The 16522-nt window shown below is 59.7% G+C and carries 14 protein-coding genes; 11 read left to right on the top strand and 3 right to left on the bottom strand.

Going from position 1 to position 16522, the window contains the following annotated elements; translation table 11 throughout:
- The first annotated feature begins 521 nt into the window (after positions 1-521).
- From AC06G8_RS22625 to AC06G8_RS22590, 8 genes are all read left to right on the top strand, one after another.
- Positions 522-1808, top strand: coding sequence for an adenylosuccinate synthase (locus AC06G8_RS22625; protein ID WP_447663387.1), 1287 nt, complete (start codon positions 522-524; stop codon positions 1806-1808).
- Between the two features lie 177 nt (positions 1809-1985).
- The gene (locus tag AC06G8_RS22620; protein ID WP_480284041.1) at positions 1986-2828 is read left to right on the top strand and encodes a hypothetical protein; all 843 of its coding nucleotides are present in this window, start codon (positions 1986-1988) and stop codon (positions 2826-2828) included.
- Between the two features lie 442 nt (positions 2829-3270).
- Positions 3271-4734 carry a peptidoglycan DD-metalloendopeptidase family protein gene (locus tag AC06G8_RS22615; RefSeq protein ID WP_480284040.1) on the top strand — a complete coding sequence of 488 codons (1464 nt, stop codon included), beginning with the start codon at positions 3271-3273 and terminating at the stop codon, positions 4732-4734.
- Positions 4735-4880: 146 nt separating this feature from the next.
- Positions 4881-5630 (top strand): response regulator YycF, encoded by a 750-nt coding sequence (yycF, locus tag AC06G8_RS22610; RefSeq protein ID WP_480284039.1) that lies wholly within the window; start codon positions 4881-4883, stop codon positions 5628-5630.
- A complete protein-coding gene (gene walK / locus AC06G8_RS22605; protein WP_447663384.1) occupies positions 5630-7462 on the top strand; it encodes a cell wall metabolism sensor histidine kinase WalK in 1833 nt (610 codons plus the stop codon). The genes yycF and walK overlap by 1 nt, the downstream gene beginning before the upstream one ends.
- A complete protein-coding gene (gene yycH, locus AC06G8_RS22600; protein WP_480284038.1) occupies positions 7462-9033 on the top strand; it encodes a two-component system activity regulator YycH in 1572 nt (523 codons plus the stop codon). The genes walK and yycH overlap by 1 nt, the downstream gene beginning before the upstream one ends.
- Entirely contained in the window at positions 9033-9845 is an 813-nt protein-coding gene (gene yycI, locus AC06G8_RS22595) for a two-component system regulatory protein YycI (RefSeq protein WP_480284037.1), read from the top strand. The genes yycH and yycI overlap by 1 nt, the downstream gene beginning before the upstream one ends.
- Before the next feature lie 295 nt (positions 9846-10140).
- On the top strand, positions 10141-10953 hold the full coding sequence (locus AC06G8_RS22590; RefSeq protein WP_480284036.1) for an MBL fold metallo-hydrolase: 813 nt from the start codon (positions 10141-10143) through the stop codon (positions 10951-10953).
- Here AC06G8_RS22590 and AC06G8_RS22585 read toward each other — a convergent pair.
- A complete protein-coding gene (locus AC06G8_RS22585) occupies positions 10916-11167 on the bottom strand; it encodes a hypothetical protein (RefSeq protein ID WP_447663380.1) in 252 nt (83 codons plus the stop codon). The two genes, AC06G8_RS22590 and AC06G8_RS22585, sit on opposite strands and share 38 nt — an antisense overlap.
- 229 nt (positions 11168-11396) lie before the next feature.
- Between AC06G8_RS22585 and AC06G8_RS22580 the strand changes: the two genes are divergently transcribed.
- From AC06G8_RS22580 to AC06G8_RS22570, 3 genes are all read left to right on the top strand, one after another.
- Positions 11397-12758 (top strand): S1C family serine protease, encoded by a 1362-nt coding sequence (locus AC06G8_RS22580; protein WP_480284035.1) that lies wholly within the window; start codon positions 11397-11399, stop codon positions 12756-12758.
- Between the two features lie 166 nt (positions 12759-12924).
- A complete protein-coding gene (locus AC06G8_RS22575; RefSeq protein WP_021880303.1) occupies positions 12925-13092 on the top strand; it encodes a CxxH/CxxC protein in 168 nt (55 codons plus the stop codon).
- Positions 13093-13689: 597 nt separating this feature from the next.
- Complete coding sequence (locus tag AC06G8_RS22570) at positions 13690-14178, top strand: pyridoxamine 5'-phosphate oxidase family protein (protein WP_447663378.1); 489 nt, start codon at positions 13690-13692, stop codon at positions 14176-14178.
- 252 nt (positions 14179-14430) lie between these two features.
- Here AC06G8_RS22570 and AC06G8_RS22565 read toward each other — a convergent pair whose 3' ends face one another.
- Both AC06G8_RS22565 and AC06G8_RS22560 read right to left on the bottom strand, forming a co-directional pair.
- Entirely contained in the window at positions 14431-15843 is a 1413-nt protein-coding gene (locus tag AC06G8_RS22565) for a sensor histidine kinase (RefSeq protein ID WP_480284034.1), read from the bottom strand.
- Positions 15840-16517: a response regulator transcription factor gene (locus tag AC06G8_RS22560; protein ID WP_480284033.1), complete on the bottom strand. Its 678-nt coding sequence runs from the start codon at positions 16515-16517 to the stop codon at positions 15840-15842. Before AC06G8_RS22560 ends, AC06G8_RS22565 begins: the two co-directional genes overlap by 4 nt.
- Positions 16518-16522 lie beyond the last annotated feature (5 nt).

Raw genomic sequence — 16522 nt, 5'->3', positions numbered from 1 at the left:
GACGAACGCACGAGCCTGCGCCTTAGGCCCTATGTGCGAGCTTTCGAGCTTACATCATGATAGAGAAAATACGACTTTCCGGATAACCGGCGTTGCTTGAACAGGACGCATGGTGGTCCGGAATTTTTTCATATCAGGCAAGAAGCAATGGAGATAATATCCCCTATCAAGGATTTTAATGGATCTCCAATACGAAAATGGCTCTGCCAGCTCTTTGCATTCGTCATGCTCTTCGGAATCGTTCAGGGGTCGATCCGAACCTTGCATCTCTCTGATATACAAGGCTTTAAGGAAGAAGTAAAAGCGGAAAAACCCTCTAAATCCGAACATTAAATGAAACATCAATGGCATCGTTCGCCTTATTTGTTGACATCCCATGGCAGGGCTGGTACACTGAGTTTGCTGCTTTTTTCGCCGCCCAGCTGCTTGCACGTAGTAACGTGCGAAAGCACCTGTATGAGAGCACAATCCGCGGCGAAGCATAAGACAGCAAATTCAGGCAGTAAAGCGGAGGTATGATCATGTCTACAGTTGTTGTTGTCGGCACGCAGTGGGGAGACGAAGGGAAAGGCAAAATTACCGATTATCTGGCGGACGGAGCGGAAGTGGTCGCCCGTTACCAAGGCGGAAACAATGCCGGCCACACGATTCTGATCGACAACAAGAAGTATAAGCTGACGATGATTCCATCCGGCATCTTCAATCATAATAAAACCTGCGTCATCGGCAACGGGATGGTCATCAATCCAGCCGCGCTGCTTGACGAAATCGACTATATCCATGAGAACGGGTTTTCGACGGACAACCTGAAAATAAGCGACCGCGCCCATGTCATCATGCCGTACCATCTCGTGCTGGACGGTCTTGAGGAAGAGCGCAAAGGCGACAATAAAATCGGCACGACACGCAAGGGCATCGGCCCCTGCTATATGGACAAGGCGGCCCGCGCCGGCATCCGCATCGCCGATCTGATGGACGCGGAGGAGTTCGAGAGCAAGCTGCGCCGGATGGTAGAGGAGAAGAACCAGGTGATCCAGCAAATGTACGGCGGCGAGCCGCTCGACGCGGACGCCATCCTGCCGGAATACCTCGCTCATGCGGAGCGTCTGCGCCCTTACGTGACGGACACGTCGGTCGTTCTGAACGATGCTATCGATACGGGCAAGCGCGTGCTGTTCGAAGGCGCTCAAGGCGTCATGCTCGATATCGACCAAGGAACCTACCCGTACGTCACGTCGTCCAATCCGACCGCTGGCGGCGTCTGCATCGGCTCCGGCGTCGGCCCTTCCAAAATCCAGCAGGTCATCGGCGTAGCCAAAGCCTACACGACCCGCGTCGGCGACGGTCCGTTCCCGACGGAGCTGCATGACGCCATCGGCGATCAGATCCGCGAGACCGGCCATGAATACGGCACGGTAACGGGCCGCCCTCGCCGTGTCGGCTGGTTCGATACGGTCGTCGTGCGCCATGCCCGCCGCGTCAGCGGCATCACGGGCCTGTCCCTCAACTCGCTCGACGTCATGACGGGCCTGGAAACGGTGAAAATCTGCACGGGGTACAAGTTCCGCGGCGAGATCATCGAGCACTATCCGGCCAGCCTGAAGATGCTGGCGGAATGCGAAGCCGTCTACGAGGAGCTGCCGGGCTGGTCCGAGGACATCAGCGGCGCCAAGACGCTGGCGGACCTGCCGGAGAACACCCGCCGCTACGTGGAGCGGGTGTCCGAGCTGACCGGCATCCCGATCGCGATCTTCTCCGTCGGCCGCAACCGCGAGCAGACGAATCCGGTTCGCCCGATCTACGAATAGGAAGACGAGCACGCAGCTGTCCGGCTATGCCGGGGCTGCGTGTTTTTTTGTTTTCCGCCCGACGAGCCTCCGACATTTGCACAACCGGATCGGTTCTCTGGCAGTCTAGTGAATGTCCTCTCCCGATTATGCCCATACTGGTAGAACATAGCCGTTCTGTCGAGGGAGGAATCATAAATGAACTATAAAAAGATTGCGGTCTGGCTGGGCAAGACGGCGGCGACCGCGCTGCTGGCCAGCTTTTTGACGTTGTGGACGACGGGATACATCGTGACGAGCTATGTAGAGACGCTGCTCAAGCAATTCCATGTCCCCATCCAGGTGCAGCCTCTGTCCATGTCGGGCGTCTGGGGCATGCTCTGGGGAGCGGACAAGCCCGCAGGGGCGTCAACTCCTGTGACAGCGCCGCTGGATTCAACGCCTGCGGCCAACTCCGGCGAAGACCAGGGGGCCGTACCGTCCGGAACATCGAATGAAGGCGGCGGAGATATGCCGGACAGCGGACATGCCGACCCGGATTCGTCCGGTATCGGCACTGGAGCGGATGGCGGCGGGAACGGGTCGGCAGCAGGCAGCGGAAGCGCGGAGAATGCCGGCGGTTCCGGCGGCTGGATACCGGCTGCCGGAGCCGATAACGGCAGCATGGGAGGCGCAGACGGAGTCGGATCGGCTCCGGCGGCGGGCGGAAGCGATGCGGCTAACGACGGCTCCGGCCCGTCCTGGGAGGCGGGCAGCGGGTCGCCCGCCGCCAATGGAGAGTCCGGGATGCCTCCTGCGGGCAGCGGAGCGTCCGGCGGAAGCGGAGTGCCGCGAAGCTCCGCGGCGGGAGGAGACGGCGGATCGGGCAGCTTGGGCAGTGGAGGATCCGCACCGGATTTTTCTGCTGGGGCTCCCCCTGCTGCGGCCTCCCCTGCTCCCTCGCCGGACCGTTCTTCCGCAGCATCTCCTCAAGCGCAGCCATCGGCCGACCCTGGTTCCAATGACGCAGGAGGCGCGTCGGGCCAGCCGCAAAATATATGAATCGAACCCTAGCGGTGGTTCAAAGTGTTACTCGACCCCACTAATGTTGATCCAAATGGCGAAATTGTGTCCGAGGTAGAAAACGGCGTCCTGCCGCCTGTTGTCGAAAGATGCCGACCATTCTGAAAAAATCCTAATCTCGCACCGTCCAGGCATCGGTTGTCCGTCAAAATGAACCTATGGTAAAGTTAAAGGCGAATTCTCCAATCGGAGCATTCGTCTTTTTTTGACTTCATTCGATTCTATCATCGGAGCAAAGAGGTTCGGATTGCTCTGCGTTTCCGCCCTCCATGGGCGGCGAGCCGTATTGTTGACTGATCAAGCCGATTGCCTTGCTGATTCCTAGCTCGTTCAGCCCAGCGGCATATGGCCTGGGACCTGGCGAGATTCATAGGACCAAGAGAGCAAATGCAATCGAGCATGCGAAGAAGGAGACACGGTAGTGATTGCTTACAACCAACAAGAACCGCTTAAGGATATGAGGCCCGCACCAGGGCCGACGCGAAAAAAATGGGGCTGGATCGCAGCAGCGGCGCTTCTGCTTGCCGTTCTGGCAGGAGGCTCCTATTGGGGTTACTCCCATTACGTCAGTACCCATACGAACGAATATTACCAGGTTCTTCTGGATGGCAAGCCGGTAGGCACGGTAGACAAGCCGTCCACGGTGGCCGCGATGGTCAAGAAGGAGGAGCGGGAAACCGCGGAAGCGTACCCTAACCTGACCATGACGCTGCATACGGGAACGATTACTTACGAGAAGGTCCGGGAGTACAAGGGGAAGCCCGAGAGCGAAGCGACCCTGGACAAGCTGGCGGCGGGCTTCTCGGCGACGGCGACGGGAGCGGCGGTCAAGGTGGACGGCCAAGTCATCGGAATCGTGAAGAACGAGGAGACGGCCAGGACCGTGCTGGATCAGCTGCAAAGCAAATACGCGCCTCCACAGCGGATGAAGAGCGCCCTCAAGGTCATGGCTCTGTCGGCTTCGACGAAGGCGGCCGCGCCTGCCAACGGAATCAGCGGCGTCAAGTTCGCTGAAACGGTAACGGTGGATGAGGCGACCGAGCTTGATCCGTCGGAGATTCTCGGCCAGGACCAGCTGCAGCGAATTCTGACGAGCGGAACATCGACGGTCACGAAGTACACGGTGCTCAAGGGCGACTGCGTCGGCTGCATCGCGTCCAAGTTCGGCATTTCCAAGGAAGTCGTCTATCAGAACAACCCGACGATCGAAGACGATATGATCAAGGCCGGCGACATCTTGGACCTGACGGTCAAGAAGCCGGCGATCAACGTGGTCACGACGGAAAGCCAGTCGGAGATCATCACGACGGAGCCGCAGGTGATCATCCAGAAAAAAGCGACGATGAAAGCCGGCGAGTCGAAGGTCATCCAGCAGGGACAGCCGGGCTCCAAGCGGCTCACCTATTCTGTCGTCAAGCAGAACGGCTACAAGATGAGCGAGGATCTCGTCAGCATCGACGTCATCCGCAAATCCGTTCCGAAAATCGTCGTGCGCGGCACGAAGGTCGTCGTCGGGGAAGGAAGCGGAGACTTCATCTGGCCGGTATCGAACCATCGCATCACGAGCACGTACGGAACCCGTTGGGGCAAGCTGCACAAGGGCATCGACCTCGTCGGCGGCAGCACGATCAAGGCGGCGGACGAGGGGTACGTCGAATTCGCGGGCCAGAAGAGCGGATACGGCAATGTCATCATCATCAATCACCGCAACGGCTACAAGACGCTGTACGGGCATATGAGCAAGCTGTCGGTCCGCTCAGGCCAGGTCGTCGACCGCGGCCAGGCCATCGGAGTCATGGGCAATACGGGCCATTCTTTCGGCACACATCTGCATTTCGAGATTTACAAAAACGGAGCGCTGCAGAACCCGCTCAAATTCTTATAACAAGCTCCAGCATCCGGATGCCCGCAAGGGTTGTCCGGGTGTTTTTCGTTGCGGAGCCAGACGGCGATGCAAGGCGTGTCCATACTCTTTTATGGTAAACTAGACGGTAACGGAATCAACAGTCCAAGAGGCAGGCGGTGACGGGAATGCACGGCAAAATACTGGTGGTGGACGACGAGCGTCCCATCGCGGATATATTGAAATTCAACCTGGAGAAGGAAGGCTACGAGGTCATCTGCGCCTTCGACGGCGGCGAAGCGGTGCGCATGGCGTTCGAGGACCAGCCGGATCTGATCCTGCTGGATCTGATGCTGCCGGTGAAGGACGGCATGGATGTATGCCGCGAGGTGCGTACGCGACTGCAGACGCCGATCATCATGCTGACCGCGAAGGATACGGAGATCGACAAGGTGCTCGGGCTGGAGCTTGGCGCGGACGATTATGTGACCAAGCCGTTCGGGACGCGCGAGCTGCTCGCGCGGGTGAAGGCCCATCTGCGGCGCACGCAGAAAATCCAGGAGGCGTCCTCCGGGAGCAGCGCCGGAAGCAAGGAAGATGGAGGGGAAGAGCAGCAAGGATTGAAGCTGTTCAACCTGTTCATCGATACGGATATGTATGTCGTCTACAAGGACGGCCAGCCGCTCGATCTGACGCACCGGGAGTATGAGCTGGTCTATTACCTTGCGCGCCACAGCGGCAAGGTCATGACCCGCGAGCATCTGCTGCAGGCGGTATGGGGCTTCGAGTACTTCGGCGACGTCCGCACCGTGGATGTGACGATCCGCCGGCTCCGGGAGAAGATCGAGGATGATCCGAGCCGTCCGGAATACATTCTGACCCGCCGCGGACTCGGCTACCTCATGCGCAATCCGAAGCACGGCGGCTTCGGCGGCTGATGAAGGGGCGCCGCTGGTTCAGCACGATCCAGGTCAAGCTGATCGCGATCTACATGCTGCTCATCCTGATCTCCATGCAGGTGATCGCGGTGTATTTCGTCAGCTCGGTGAAGACGTCGCTGACCGAGACGTTCACGAACAGCCTGAACGACCAGGCGCGCGCTCTGGCCGTGCTGGCGGCGGACAAGCTGACGGAAGAGAGCCTGGCCGCGCCCGCCGACAGCGGCAAGGAGGCCTCGTCCCTGTCGGAGTACGTCAACAGCCTGTTCAGCCGCAGCGGCTCGGAGCTGCAGGTGCTCGACGCCAGCGGCCGCGTGCTCGCGGCCTCGGATGCCTACAGCGGCTACATAGGGAAGAAAAACACTTCCCTGATGGTCAGCCAGGCGCTGCAGGGCATTCCCGACAACGAGCAGGACATCCTCGACGAGGACAACGTGCGCAAGAAAATCATCACGCAGCCGATCAAATCATCCGACAACCGGATCGTCGGGGCGGTCTACATCGTGGCTCAGATGACCGAGGTCAACGCTACGGTCGACCGGGTCAACCGGATCTTCGTGTCCGGCACGCTGATCGCGCTCGGCCTTACGGGCGTGCTCGGCGTCGTGCTGGCGCATACGATTACAAGCCCGATCAAGGGACTGACCCGCCAGGCGGAAGCCGTGGCGGAGGGACGCTTCGACCAGCAGGTGCCGGTGCTCGCCGACGACGAGATCGGCCGCCTCAGCGAAGCGTTCAACGAGATGACGCATCGGCTGCGGGAAGCTCTCTCCGTCAACGAAGAGGAGAACGAGAAGCTGCAGTCCGTCCTCTCGAACATGAGCGACGGCGTCATCGCGGCGGACGAGTACGGCACGGTCATGGTTTCCAACCAGCGGGCGATCGAGCTGCTCGGCGTCGATACTTGCGAAGGCTGCAGCCTCTCCGAGCTGCTGGAGCTGCCGCAGGAGCGGCTTGAAGCGCTGCGCAGGTCACGCGGACTGGCCGCGGTGCTCGTGAAGGAGTCGCCGGACGGCGAGGAGCGCTGGGTGCTGCGCGTGACGCTGAGCCCGATCCACCGGCGCGGCCGCGGCATCACGGGGACGATCGCGCTGCTCCAGGATATTACCGAGCAGGAGAAGCTGGACCAGTCGCGGCGGGAATTCGTCGCGAACGTATCCCATGAGCTGCGGACGCCGCTGACGACGATCCGCAGCTATGCGGAGGCGCTTGATGACGGCGCCCTTGCGGAGCCGGAGCTTGCCGGCCGCTTTGTCGGCGTCATCCGCAACGAGACCGAGCGGATGATCCGGCTCGTCTCCGATCTGCTCCATCTGTCGCGGCTGGATTCCCAGCAGTCGACGCTGCGGCGCCGGGAGACGGAAATCGCCGACATGCTGGATGAGGTCGCGGACCGATTCTCCGTGCAGATGCGCAAGAAAGGAATACGCGCCGTCGTCCGCGTCGAGCCGGACGTGCACACCGCCGTGCTGGACCGCGACCAGATCGACCAGGTGCTGGACAATCTGATGTCGAATGCGATCAAATACACGCTGGAAGGCGGCCGGATCGAGCTGGCGGCGCGCGAGCATGAGGGCGATATGCTCGCCGTCAGCGTCAAGGATTCCGGAATCGGCATTCCGAAGCGGGATCTGAGCCGGATTTTCGACCGTTTCTACCGGGTCGACAAAGCCCGCTCGAGGGAAATGGGCGGCACGGGACTCGGGCTGTCCATTGCCCGGGAAATTATCAAGGCGCACGGCGGATCGATGACTCTCGAGTCGGAGCTTGATGTCGGCACGACGGTGACGTTCTTCGTGCCGAGACTGCAGGAGAAGGGGGAGCCGGCCTGATGGAAAGAGCCAAAACATGGATGCTCGCCTTGCTTGTCGTGCTCAGCCTCGTCCAGAGCTACATGCTCTCCTACAGCGTGCCGGGAACTGCCGTGCGGACGCCGCAGAACTACGTCAATACGGAGCAGATGGGACCGGAAAGCAAAACCGAGGACGTGCTGTTCCCCGAGCAGATGATCCTGCATTTCGGCAACGGCAACCACACGGTGCTCAATCCGGGCGATCTCCCTTTCTACAGCCTGATCATGAGCAAATTGAAGGGCCGCCAGTTCGGCGGCTTCCAGCGGACGAGCGCCGAGATCGTGAATTGGCTGGAAATCCGCGACCGCAACCTCGGCATCGAGCTGAGGCTCGGCAGCGGGCTGCCGGTGCAGCTGCTCTCGCGCATGCTTCAGCTGGAAAGCAGCGACGGCACCTTCCAGTCGGACACGATCGACCGGATCTGGATCTTCCGCAGCGCCGGCAGCGAGGAAGTAAGGACGTTCTTCTTCAGCACGGACGGCAGCGCAGCGTATGAGGCGACTCAGGCCGACTTGACCGTGCGGGACGTGGAGGATGATGTCGGCCTCGGCGAATATTGGACTCCCTACAAGCCTAATGTCTACGGCGTCTACCTGCCGCAGCAGCCGGTGGAAGCGGCCGAGGCGGAGACGGACTACCAGACGTACTCGCCGGATCTGCTGCAGCGCAATCTGTTCTTCGATCCCGGCATGACGCGCAGCCGCAAAGACCGGACGGGCTCGCAGGTGTATACGGACGGCAAGCGGACGCTGCAGGTCGAGCAGGACGGGCAATGGATCAGCTATACCGATCCGGCCGCGCCGCTCAGCGGAACCGGGACGGGCGCAAGCCGGACGACTCCGGCCGGCAGCATCTCAAGCTCGGTGCTGTTCGTCAACCAGCATGGCGGCTGGGACGGCCTGCATCAGCTCGAAGGAATGACCGAGCCGCGAAGGCCGGACCGCATGCCTCAGCCAGGCGGGGGCGCGGCGGCGAGCGGCGCGAGCAACGGCGCAGATCAGCATTTTCTGCTGTTCCGCCAGTACTTCCGTTTCGGGGAGAACCGGATTCTGCCGATCGTTCCATCGCCGGAATTCCGCTTCGGCTATATTGAACTGACGGTCCAGCAAGGGAATGTCACCGCCTATGAGCGCTCGCTGATTACGCTCAGCGGCTCGCCGACACGCAAGGCGGTGCGCTGGCTGCCCGGAGGAAGCTCGCTGGAGGCCGCGATCTCGGGCTATGAGCGCCGTTCGGAGATCCGTTCCTTGTACCCGGCGGTGAAGGCGTATCGGGCCGATGAAGGCAGCATCCGGTTCACCCCGGTGTGGGCCGTCCGTCTCAAGGACGGCACGGAGCAGACGCTGACCGGGCCGCTGGCCGAGAGCTACGACGGATCGGATCTTTCCAGAACCGATCTCTCGGCTGTTGCGCCGACGCCGACCCCTAGCCCGACGCCGACTCCGGACCACTCCGAAGGGTTTCAGGGTCCGCTGGCAAGCGGCAGCACCGCTGACGGCGGCACGACAGGGAATCCAGCTGCCGGCAGCGGGAAAGGGGGGAGCAGCTGATGGATTGGGGAAGGGCGAAAAGCGTTCTGATCCTGGCATTTCTGCTGCTCAACATGCTGCTCGGCTATCAGCTCTGGATGGATGTGCGCGAGCGGCTGCAGCCGAACAACACGGTGGCTGGATTGTCGTCTGACACGCTCGCCGCGATGAAGGGCAAAGGCATCGAGCTGACAGGCGGCATTCCGAAGGAAACGCCGGAGTTGCAAAACCTGACTTATCGTTATGTAGACGTGGATGCGGACGAGCAGAATGGAGTCGCCTCTGCGGCAGAAGCGCCGGGCGGCAAGATCACGGAGCTTCAGACACCCGTGGACAGCCGCGTCGTGTTCGACCCTAAGGAGCTGAGCAAGGCTTTGGGAGGCGTCATTCCCGAAATCGGCAAATACGACCTGGACACGGCGGTATATGACGACCGCAAGTTCGTGCTGTACCGGATGGCGGAAGGCAGGCCGATGTTCAACGTCCGGCTGGAGCTCTATTACAGCAATCAGCGGATTACCGGCTATCGGCAGCAGCGGATCGAACTGCTCCCCTCGGAGCAGCAGAGCCCGCCGCAGTCCGTGCTGCCAGCCTCCAAGGTCATCCGCTCGGAAATCATCGAGCGCTACGTTCCCGAGCATGCCGTCATCAAGGAGATCCGGCTCGGCTACAAGGAAGGCCAGCTGTTCGATTCCGAGACGCAGGTATCCACGCCGTCCTGGAGGATTCTGATGGAGGACGGCAGCGTCATCTACCTTCAGGCGTACAGCGGAGAGGTGCTGACGGACGCGGCTCAGCCGCAGCCGCCCTCCTCGCCGGGAACCGGCAAATAGAACGGCGGCCGCCTCTGGAGAAGGCGCTAGGGCTTGCTTCGACGGCGGCCGCGACACGAACCGGCATCCCGCAAAGCATGGGTGAACAAGGCGCCCTCAATGAGAAGCAATTCCTTTCGGCCGGAATTTTCTTTTCCTTGGAAAGGCATGCCGCGATTGGTATGGTACAATAGGTTTTCATAGTGAAATTGTGAGCCGAGAGGCTCTGCAGCGGCATGAAGCCGGATGCTTCATGGCGATAGAGCGTAAGGCCTGCAGGAGCGAACGCCTGGAGCGTAAGGAAGGAACATGCGGAATGGAATTCAGATTCACTGTGCTGGCGAGCGGCTCGACGGGCAATGCGACGCTGGTGCAGAGCGGGGACAAGACGGTGATGGTGGATGCGGGGCTCAGCCTCAAGAAGCTGGAGGAGCTCATGTATCTTCAAGGCGTGACAGGGCATGACGTGGACGCGCTGATGATCACGCACGAGCATTCGGACCATATCAAGGGATTGAACGCGCTGGCGCGCAAATACGAGCTGCCTGTATACGCCAACGAGGCGACCTGGGCGGCTCTGGAGCGGCACGCGGGCAACGTCCCGCAAGAGCGGCGCGTCGTGATGGGCACCGGAGAGGAGATCCAGTTCGGCAGCATGGGAGTGCGCTCCTATCCGATCTCCCATGACGCGGCCGAGCCGGTCGGCTACACGTTCACGGATGACGGCTACAAGCTCAGCCTGGCGACAGACCTCGGTTATGTCAGCGACATCGTCCGCCGCAACATCATCGATTCCGACGTGCTCGTCCTGGAATCGAACCATGATCCGGAGATGCTGCGCATGGGCCGGTACCCATGGAACATCAAGCGCCGGATTCTCAGCGATATCGGCCACTTGTCCAACGAGGCCGCCGGAGAGGCGCTGTGCGAGCTCATGACGGACCGGACGAGGCGGGTATACCTGGCTCATCTCAGCTTGAACCACAACATGCCGGATCTGGCCAGGCTGACGGTGAACCAAGTCATGGAGGACAAGGGGCATTTCTTCCGGCAGGACGAGCATCCGCTGCGCGGAACGTATCCCGACCAGCCTACTCCATGGGATCAAATAAAGCGGAAAGCGCTTTGAGCGGCTCGTTGTCCGCAGCTTCCAACTGAGCGGCCTTGGCCTCCAGCTCCTGCCGGGTAAGCAGGCCCTTTTCGACGAGCAGCTCCAGCATGGCGCTCAGCGCGAGGAGGGTGCGGTACTGGGTATCGGCCAGATCTCCCATCTTGGCGTGCAGGGTTACCTGGTCCCAGGCGTTAGGGACTCCAGCCGGCGGTTGAACAAGCTTGATATCCATGTCGGAATCACTTCCTTTGACCAAGATTGGAGCGGACCTGCAACATTCGGTGCCTCGGAGTCGTTGAATAAGTAACAGGCAGACCGGCTCTCTATTATTATTCTAGACGAATCTTCCGAAATCATTCCAAGTAGAGAAAAAACATCCTGTAGTTGAAAATCAGTCAGGCACGTATGCTTAACTATATGGCAGTTACTGCGTGCGCATATCACGGGAGGAGCGGGTTACAGTGGGATTGTTCGACGATGAGTTTTATTCGACAGCAGTATCCCGGCGCACAAGCAAAAAAAACCGCAAGCCAATCTCCGGGTTCCCGCTGCGCAGCCGCAGAAGCTGGGGAGCGGGACGCCTCGTGGCCGTATCGGCCGCAAGCGGGGCCGTCATCGTCCTGGTGCTGACGCTTGCCATCGGCAGCGGCGGCACTCAGGCTGCCGCGGTCAGCGAGGCGGCGTCGCCGCCAGCGGCCGGACTGGTCGCTCCCGGCGACGCGATCCAGCAGACCGTCGCCGCATCCGCGAAGGTGCGCCCGGCAGTCGTCAGCATCGTCAACGAGCAAGCGGCTCCCGACGGCGGCCAGAGCGGCAGCGGGTCCGCGGACAACGGAGACGGGGGCAGCGCGATGCAGCCGGATACGCCGGAAGGCCAGGCAGAGGACGCGCCGGAAGGCGAGCTGCAGCCGGCAAGCGTCGGCAGCGGCGTTATTTTCGCCAAGAAGGACGGCAAGGCGTACATCATCACGAACAACCACGTCGTGGAAGGCGCATCGGCATTGAAGGCCGTCCGCATCAACGGCGAATCGCGTCCCGCCAAGCTGGTAGGCAGCGACTACATCACGGATCTGGCTGTGCTGGAGATTGACGGCAAGGGCATCGACATCGTGGCGGAGCTCGGCGATTCCTCCAAGCTCCAGTCCGGAGAGATGGTCATGGCGATCGGCAATCCCCTCGGCCTCGGCGACTCCCTGTCCATGGGCATCGTCAGCAAGACGAAGCAGATCATTCCCGTCTCGCTGAGCCAGGACGGCAATTACGATTGGGAGCAGGAGGTCATCCAGACCGATGCATCCATCAATCAGGGCAACAGCGGCGGTCCGCTCATCGACATGCAGGGCAAGGTGATTGGAATCAACAGCATGAAGATCGCGGATGTCGGGGTTGAAGGAGTCGGTTTCGCGATTCCAGTCAACAACGTCATTCCGATCGTCGATCAGCTGATGGCAAGCGGCAAGGTTCCGCGTCCATATCTCGGCGTCTATACGCTGGATCTGGCTTCCTACTTCGCGCAGCAGAGCCTGCCGGGCTCCGCGCAGGGATCGGACGACACTGCCGAGAGCTCCGGTCCGAAGCTTCCTGCCGATGTCAAAAAGGGCGTCATCGTTCTGGAGTCGGTCGGTCCCGCTCTGGATGCGGGGCTGCAGTTCAACGACGTCATCGTGCAGCTGGACGATCAGCCGATCAGCAGCACGATGGAGCTGCGCAAGTACCTGTACGGCAAGAAGCGGATCGGCGACAAGATCAAGGTGACGTTCTATCGCGACTCCAAGCAGGAGACCGTCACGTTCAAGCTTCAGGATAAGGCGGACGACGAGTAGTGTGATTGGAGCGATAGAGGGCGATGGATCGATCCGGCTTGCAGCCTGCAGGCCGGATTTTCTTTTATTTCCCGGAAGAAGGGAATTGAGTGCCTCTGCCGGGGATGTGGTACAATGGTAGGGACGAAGGTAAACTTACAAGATACGAAGCGGGGTAGGTCATCGAATGTATTGCGTGTGCAAGGAGCATATTGAGCTGGCTTTGGACAAGTTCGTGGATGAGTACGAGGATGCGCCGGATATGGTGAATCTGAATGAAACGCATTTTGCGAATTGGGACCCGCCGGTGAAATGTGACTTGTGCGAAGAGAAAGCGGAATTCTTGATCGTATAATCCGGATGAGATAGCAAGACCGCACGGACTGCCGGCAGGGCAGGACGTCCTGAAGAGCTTCTTTCCCCAGGCGGGAGAGAAGCTTTTTTGCCGTTGCTGGAGCTGCAGTGAAAATTGGATTCCGGTTGTGGATAAGAGAGGATTTCAAAGTTAAGCAGATATCCACATGTGGATAGGCGAGACATCGAGCTTATGAACGTATTTATCCACATATTCACCGATAGCGGCAAGCGGATGAACCTTGGGTCCGATGCGGCGGCCTGGCGGCCGAGAGAAATGAAGATGACGTCTATCATTCTTCCACATGCCGCGATGAGTTAGAGCTGTAGGTTATTTTGGCATTGTGGATGCCGTGAACGGCGCAGCTAAGGCGGTCGCTGACAGCGCGAGGCCGAGAAAGAGCTTGGCGCTGCGCTTGAGATGATTGGACAAGAATGGAAGGGTTTGCGGGGAATCGCGCAGTTTGGCCGGCTTTCATTCCGTTTAAGAAGATATCACTTGGAAAGGCTTGTAGAGTGCAAGCTGAATCCGCTTGTCGGAGCAACATGGATCTAAATGACGCAAGATGAAATCAAACTAAACGAATGAGGTGACGGCATGTCTAACGAACACACCGCAAGCCAGGAAGCAGTCGAGAAGGTCCGGGATCTGATCAAGGGAATCGATATCGCGATGCTTACGACGGTAACGGATGAAGGTCTGGTGTCCCGTCCGATGCAGACTCAGGAGGTCGAGTTCGACGGAGACCTGTGGTTCATCACGAAGAAGGAGACAGACAAGTTCGAGGAGCTCCAGCATAATCCCAGCGTCAATGTCGCCTATGTAGGAAAATCGTATGTATCGGTCCGCGGCGAAGCCGAGCTGGTGAGCGACAGGTCCAAGATCAAGGAGATCTGGAATCCAACCTATGAGAAGCTGCTGGGGATGTCGAGCGACGATCCGGATCTGGTGCTGATCAAGGTGAAGGCCGAGACGGCCGAATATTGGGAAACCGGCAACAAGGTCAAGATGGTGGCCCAGCTGTTCAAGAAGATGACGGGCAAGCAGGAGCATATGGATATGAACAAGACGGTGGAGCTGAACTGACGCAAGAATGAGGAAACGAATGAATCCAACAGTCATAAATCAGACATGCATGAGTCAGGACATGAATGAGACGGAAATACGATTGATGAAACCGAATGTATGGGAATTAAAAAAACGCAGGATGCGCTCTTTCGAGACGCTTCCTGCGTTTTTTTGGCCGTGTTGCCTGATTCAGGCGTAGATAACGCCGCGCTCCGTCATTCCTCTTCCTCGTGCACAGCAAGCACGAGCCGGTTAGGCGGGAATTGAAGTTTAAAAAACGGAGGGCACCATGAAATAAAAGGCTGTCGAGCTGCCAGGCTCGCTTTTCGCCCAGATCCGGCCCCCATGCTGCTCCACGATCGACCTCGCGATCGCCAGACCCAGCCCGTAGCCGCCTCCGCTGCGGGAGCGGGAGGAGTCGACCCGGTAGAAGCGGTCGAAAATCTTCTCCAGATGCTCGGGGGGAATTCCTTCCCCGGTATTCGATACTTTCAGCTGAATATGGTTATGCTGCTTCATCAACTCGACGTTGATGGAGCCATTTTTGTTGGTGTACTTCACTGCGTTGTCCAGCAGGATCATGACGACCTGGCGGATCTGCTCGCTGCTGCCGACGGTGGTCAGACCGGGCTGGATATCATACGAGAATTCCAGATCCTTCTCGTAAATGACCGCCTCCATCGTCAAAATGACGCTTTCCACCGCTTCGCTCAGGTTGAACGGAACCTGCAGCACCCGGTCGCGGGCGTCCTCCATCTCGGTCAGGTACAGCAGGTCGTTGGTGAGCGTCTTCATGCGCTCGGTTTCCGACTTGATGTGATGCAGCCACTTGGCTTGCGCGGCGATCGTGTCGTCGCTGTTCGCGAGCAGCACGTCTGCGTTGGTATTGATGACGGCAAGAGGCGTCTTCAGCTCATGCGACGCATCGGCGATGAAGCGCTTCTGCTTGTCGAACGCCTCCCGGACCGGAGCGATGGAGCGCCCTGCGAAGTAGCGGCTCACAAAATAGATGACAGCGAGCATGATGAGAGCGACCAGGGAGAACGTGTAGATCATCGTGGTGAGGATCTTCTGCTGGGCGGTCACGTCCAAATAGACGATGGAATACCCTTCCGCGGTACGCTGCGTGCTGTACGCCCAGTCGGTGCCGTCGAGCGTGAAGCGGCCGTTCTCGACCGGGTTGGCGACGGCGCGCTCCTTGGCCAGCTCGTAGAACTCGTCGTCCATGTCGAAGCGCGAGTCCTTGGCCAGCAGGTTCCACTCCGCATCCGTCCGCAGAGCGAACGAAACGGAGCGCTCGGGAGGCGGATTCATTCCTCTGCCGCCGCCGCCCGTCTGCGTTTTCATGCCCCCATCGGAGCTTCCCAAACTGCCGCCAGAGCCGCCGCTAGAGCCATTGCCAGAGCCGCCAGCCGTGCCGTCCATGTGCGGGCTGCCGTCGTCTCCGCTCTGGGCGGTGGATTCAAGGCCTGAAGTATCCGGCTGCTTTTTGCCGCCGGGACCGCCTTGTCCGGGACCGCCTTGATGGAAGAAATCGGAGACGCGCCCGAGCTCCATGTCGATGTCATGACGCGTATTCTGATAGGTGATCGTGTAGATGGACCCGAAAGCGACGAGCATGATGATCGAGATGATCACCATGTTCATCATCAGGAACCGGTTGCGCAGCCGATTGAAGATCATTCCGTCGCCTCCAGTACATACCCGACGCCCCGGATCGTGTTGATGCGGACCGAAGCGTCCAGGAACGCCAGCTTTTTCCTCAGAAACGAAATATACACTTCCACGTTGTTGTGCTCCGCCTCGGAGTCGAAGCCCCACAGCTTCTCGATCATCTGCTCCTTGGACGTCACGGCCGACTTGCGCGTGATGAGCAGCTCGAGCAGCTCGCTTTCCTTGAGGATCAGCTTGAGCTCCTTGCCCTGGCACGATAGCTTCAGCGTCGAGGTGTTCAGCTCGATATTGCCGAACCTCAGCCCGTCCTCCGGCACGACCTCGCCCTTGCGCCGCAGCGCCGCCCGCATGCGGGCCAGCAGCTCGTCGGTGTTGAACGGCTTGGCGATGTAATCGTCCGCCCCGTAGTCCAGGCCTGAGATTTTATCCGAGACCTCGCCCTTGGCCGTCAGCATGATGACCGGCGCCGCGATGCCTTCCGTGCGGATGGTCCGCAGCAGCGTCATCCCGTCCATGCCGGGCAGCATGATATCCAGCAGCAGCAGATCGTAGATGCCGCTGAGCGCGTAATCGAGTCCCGCCTGGCCGTCGTTCACGACGTCCACGGAATAATGGTTTTTTTTCAATAGTTGAGAAAGCGCCTCTGCCAGATGCACTTCGTCTTCGACAATCAATATGCGCATGAGCC

This window comes from Paenibacillus sp. SJS-P3, from assembly GCF_056711585.1.
This window is presented reverse-complemented; position numbering and strand designations above follow the sequence as displayed.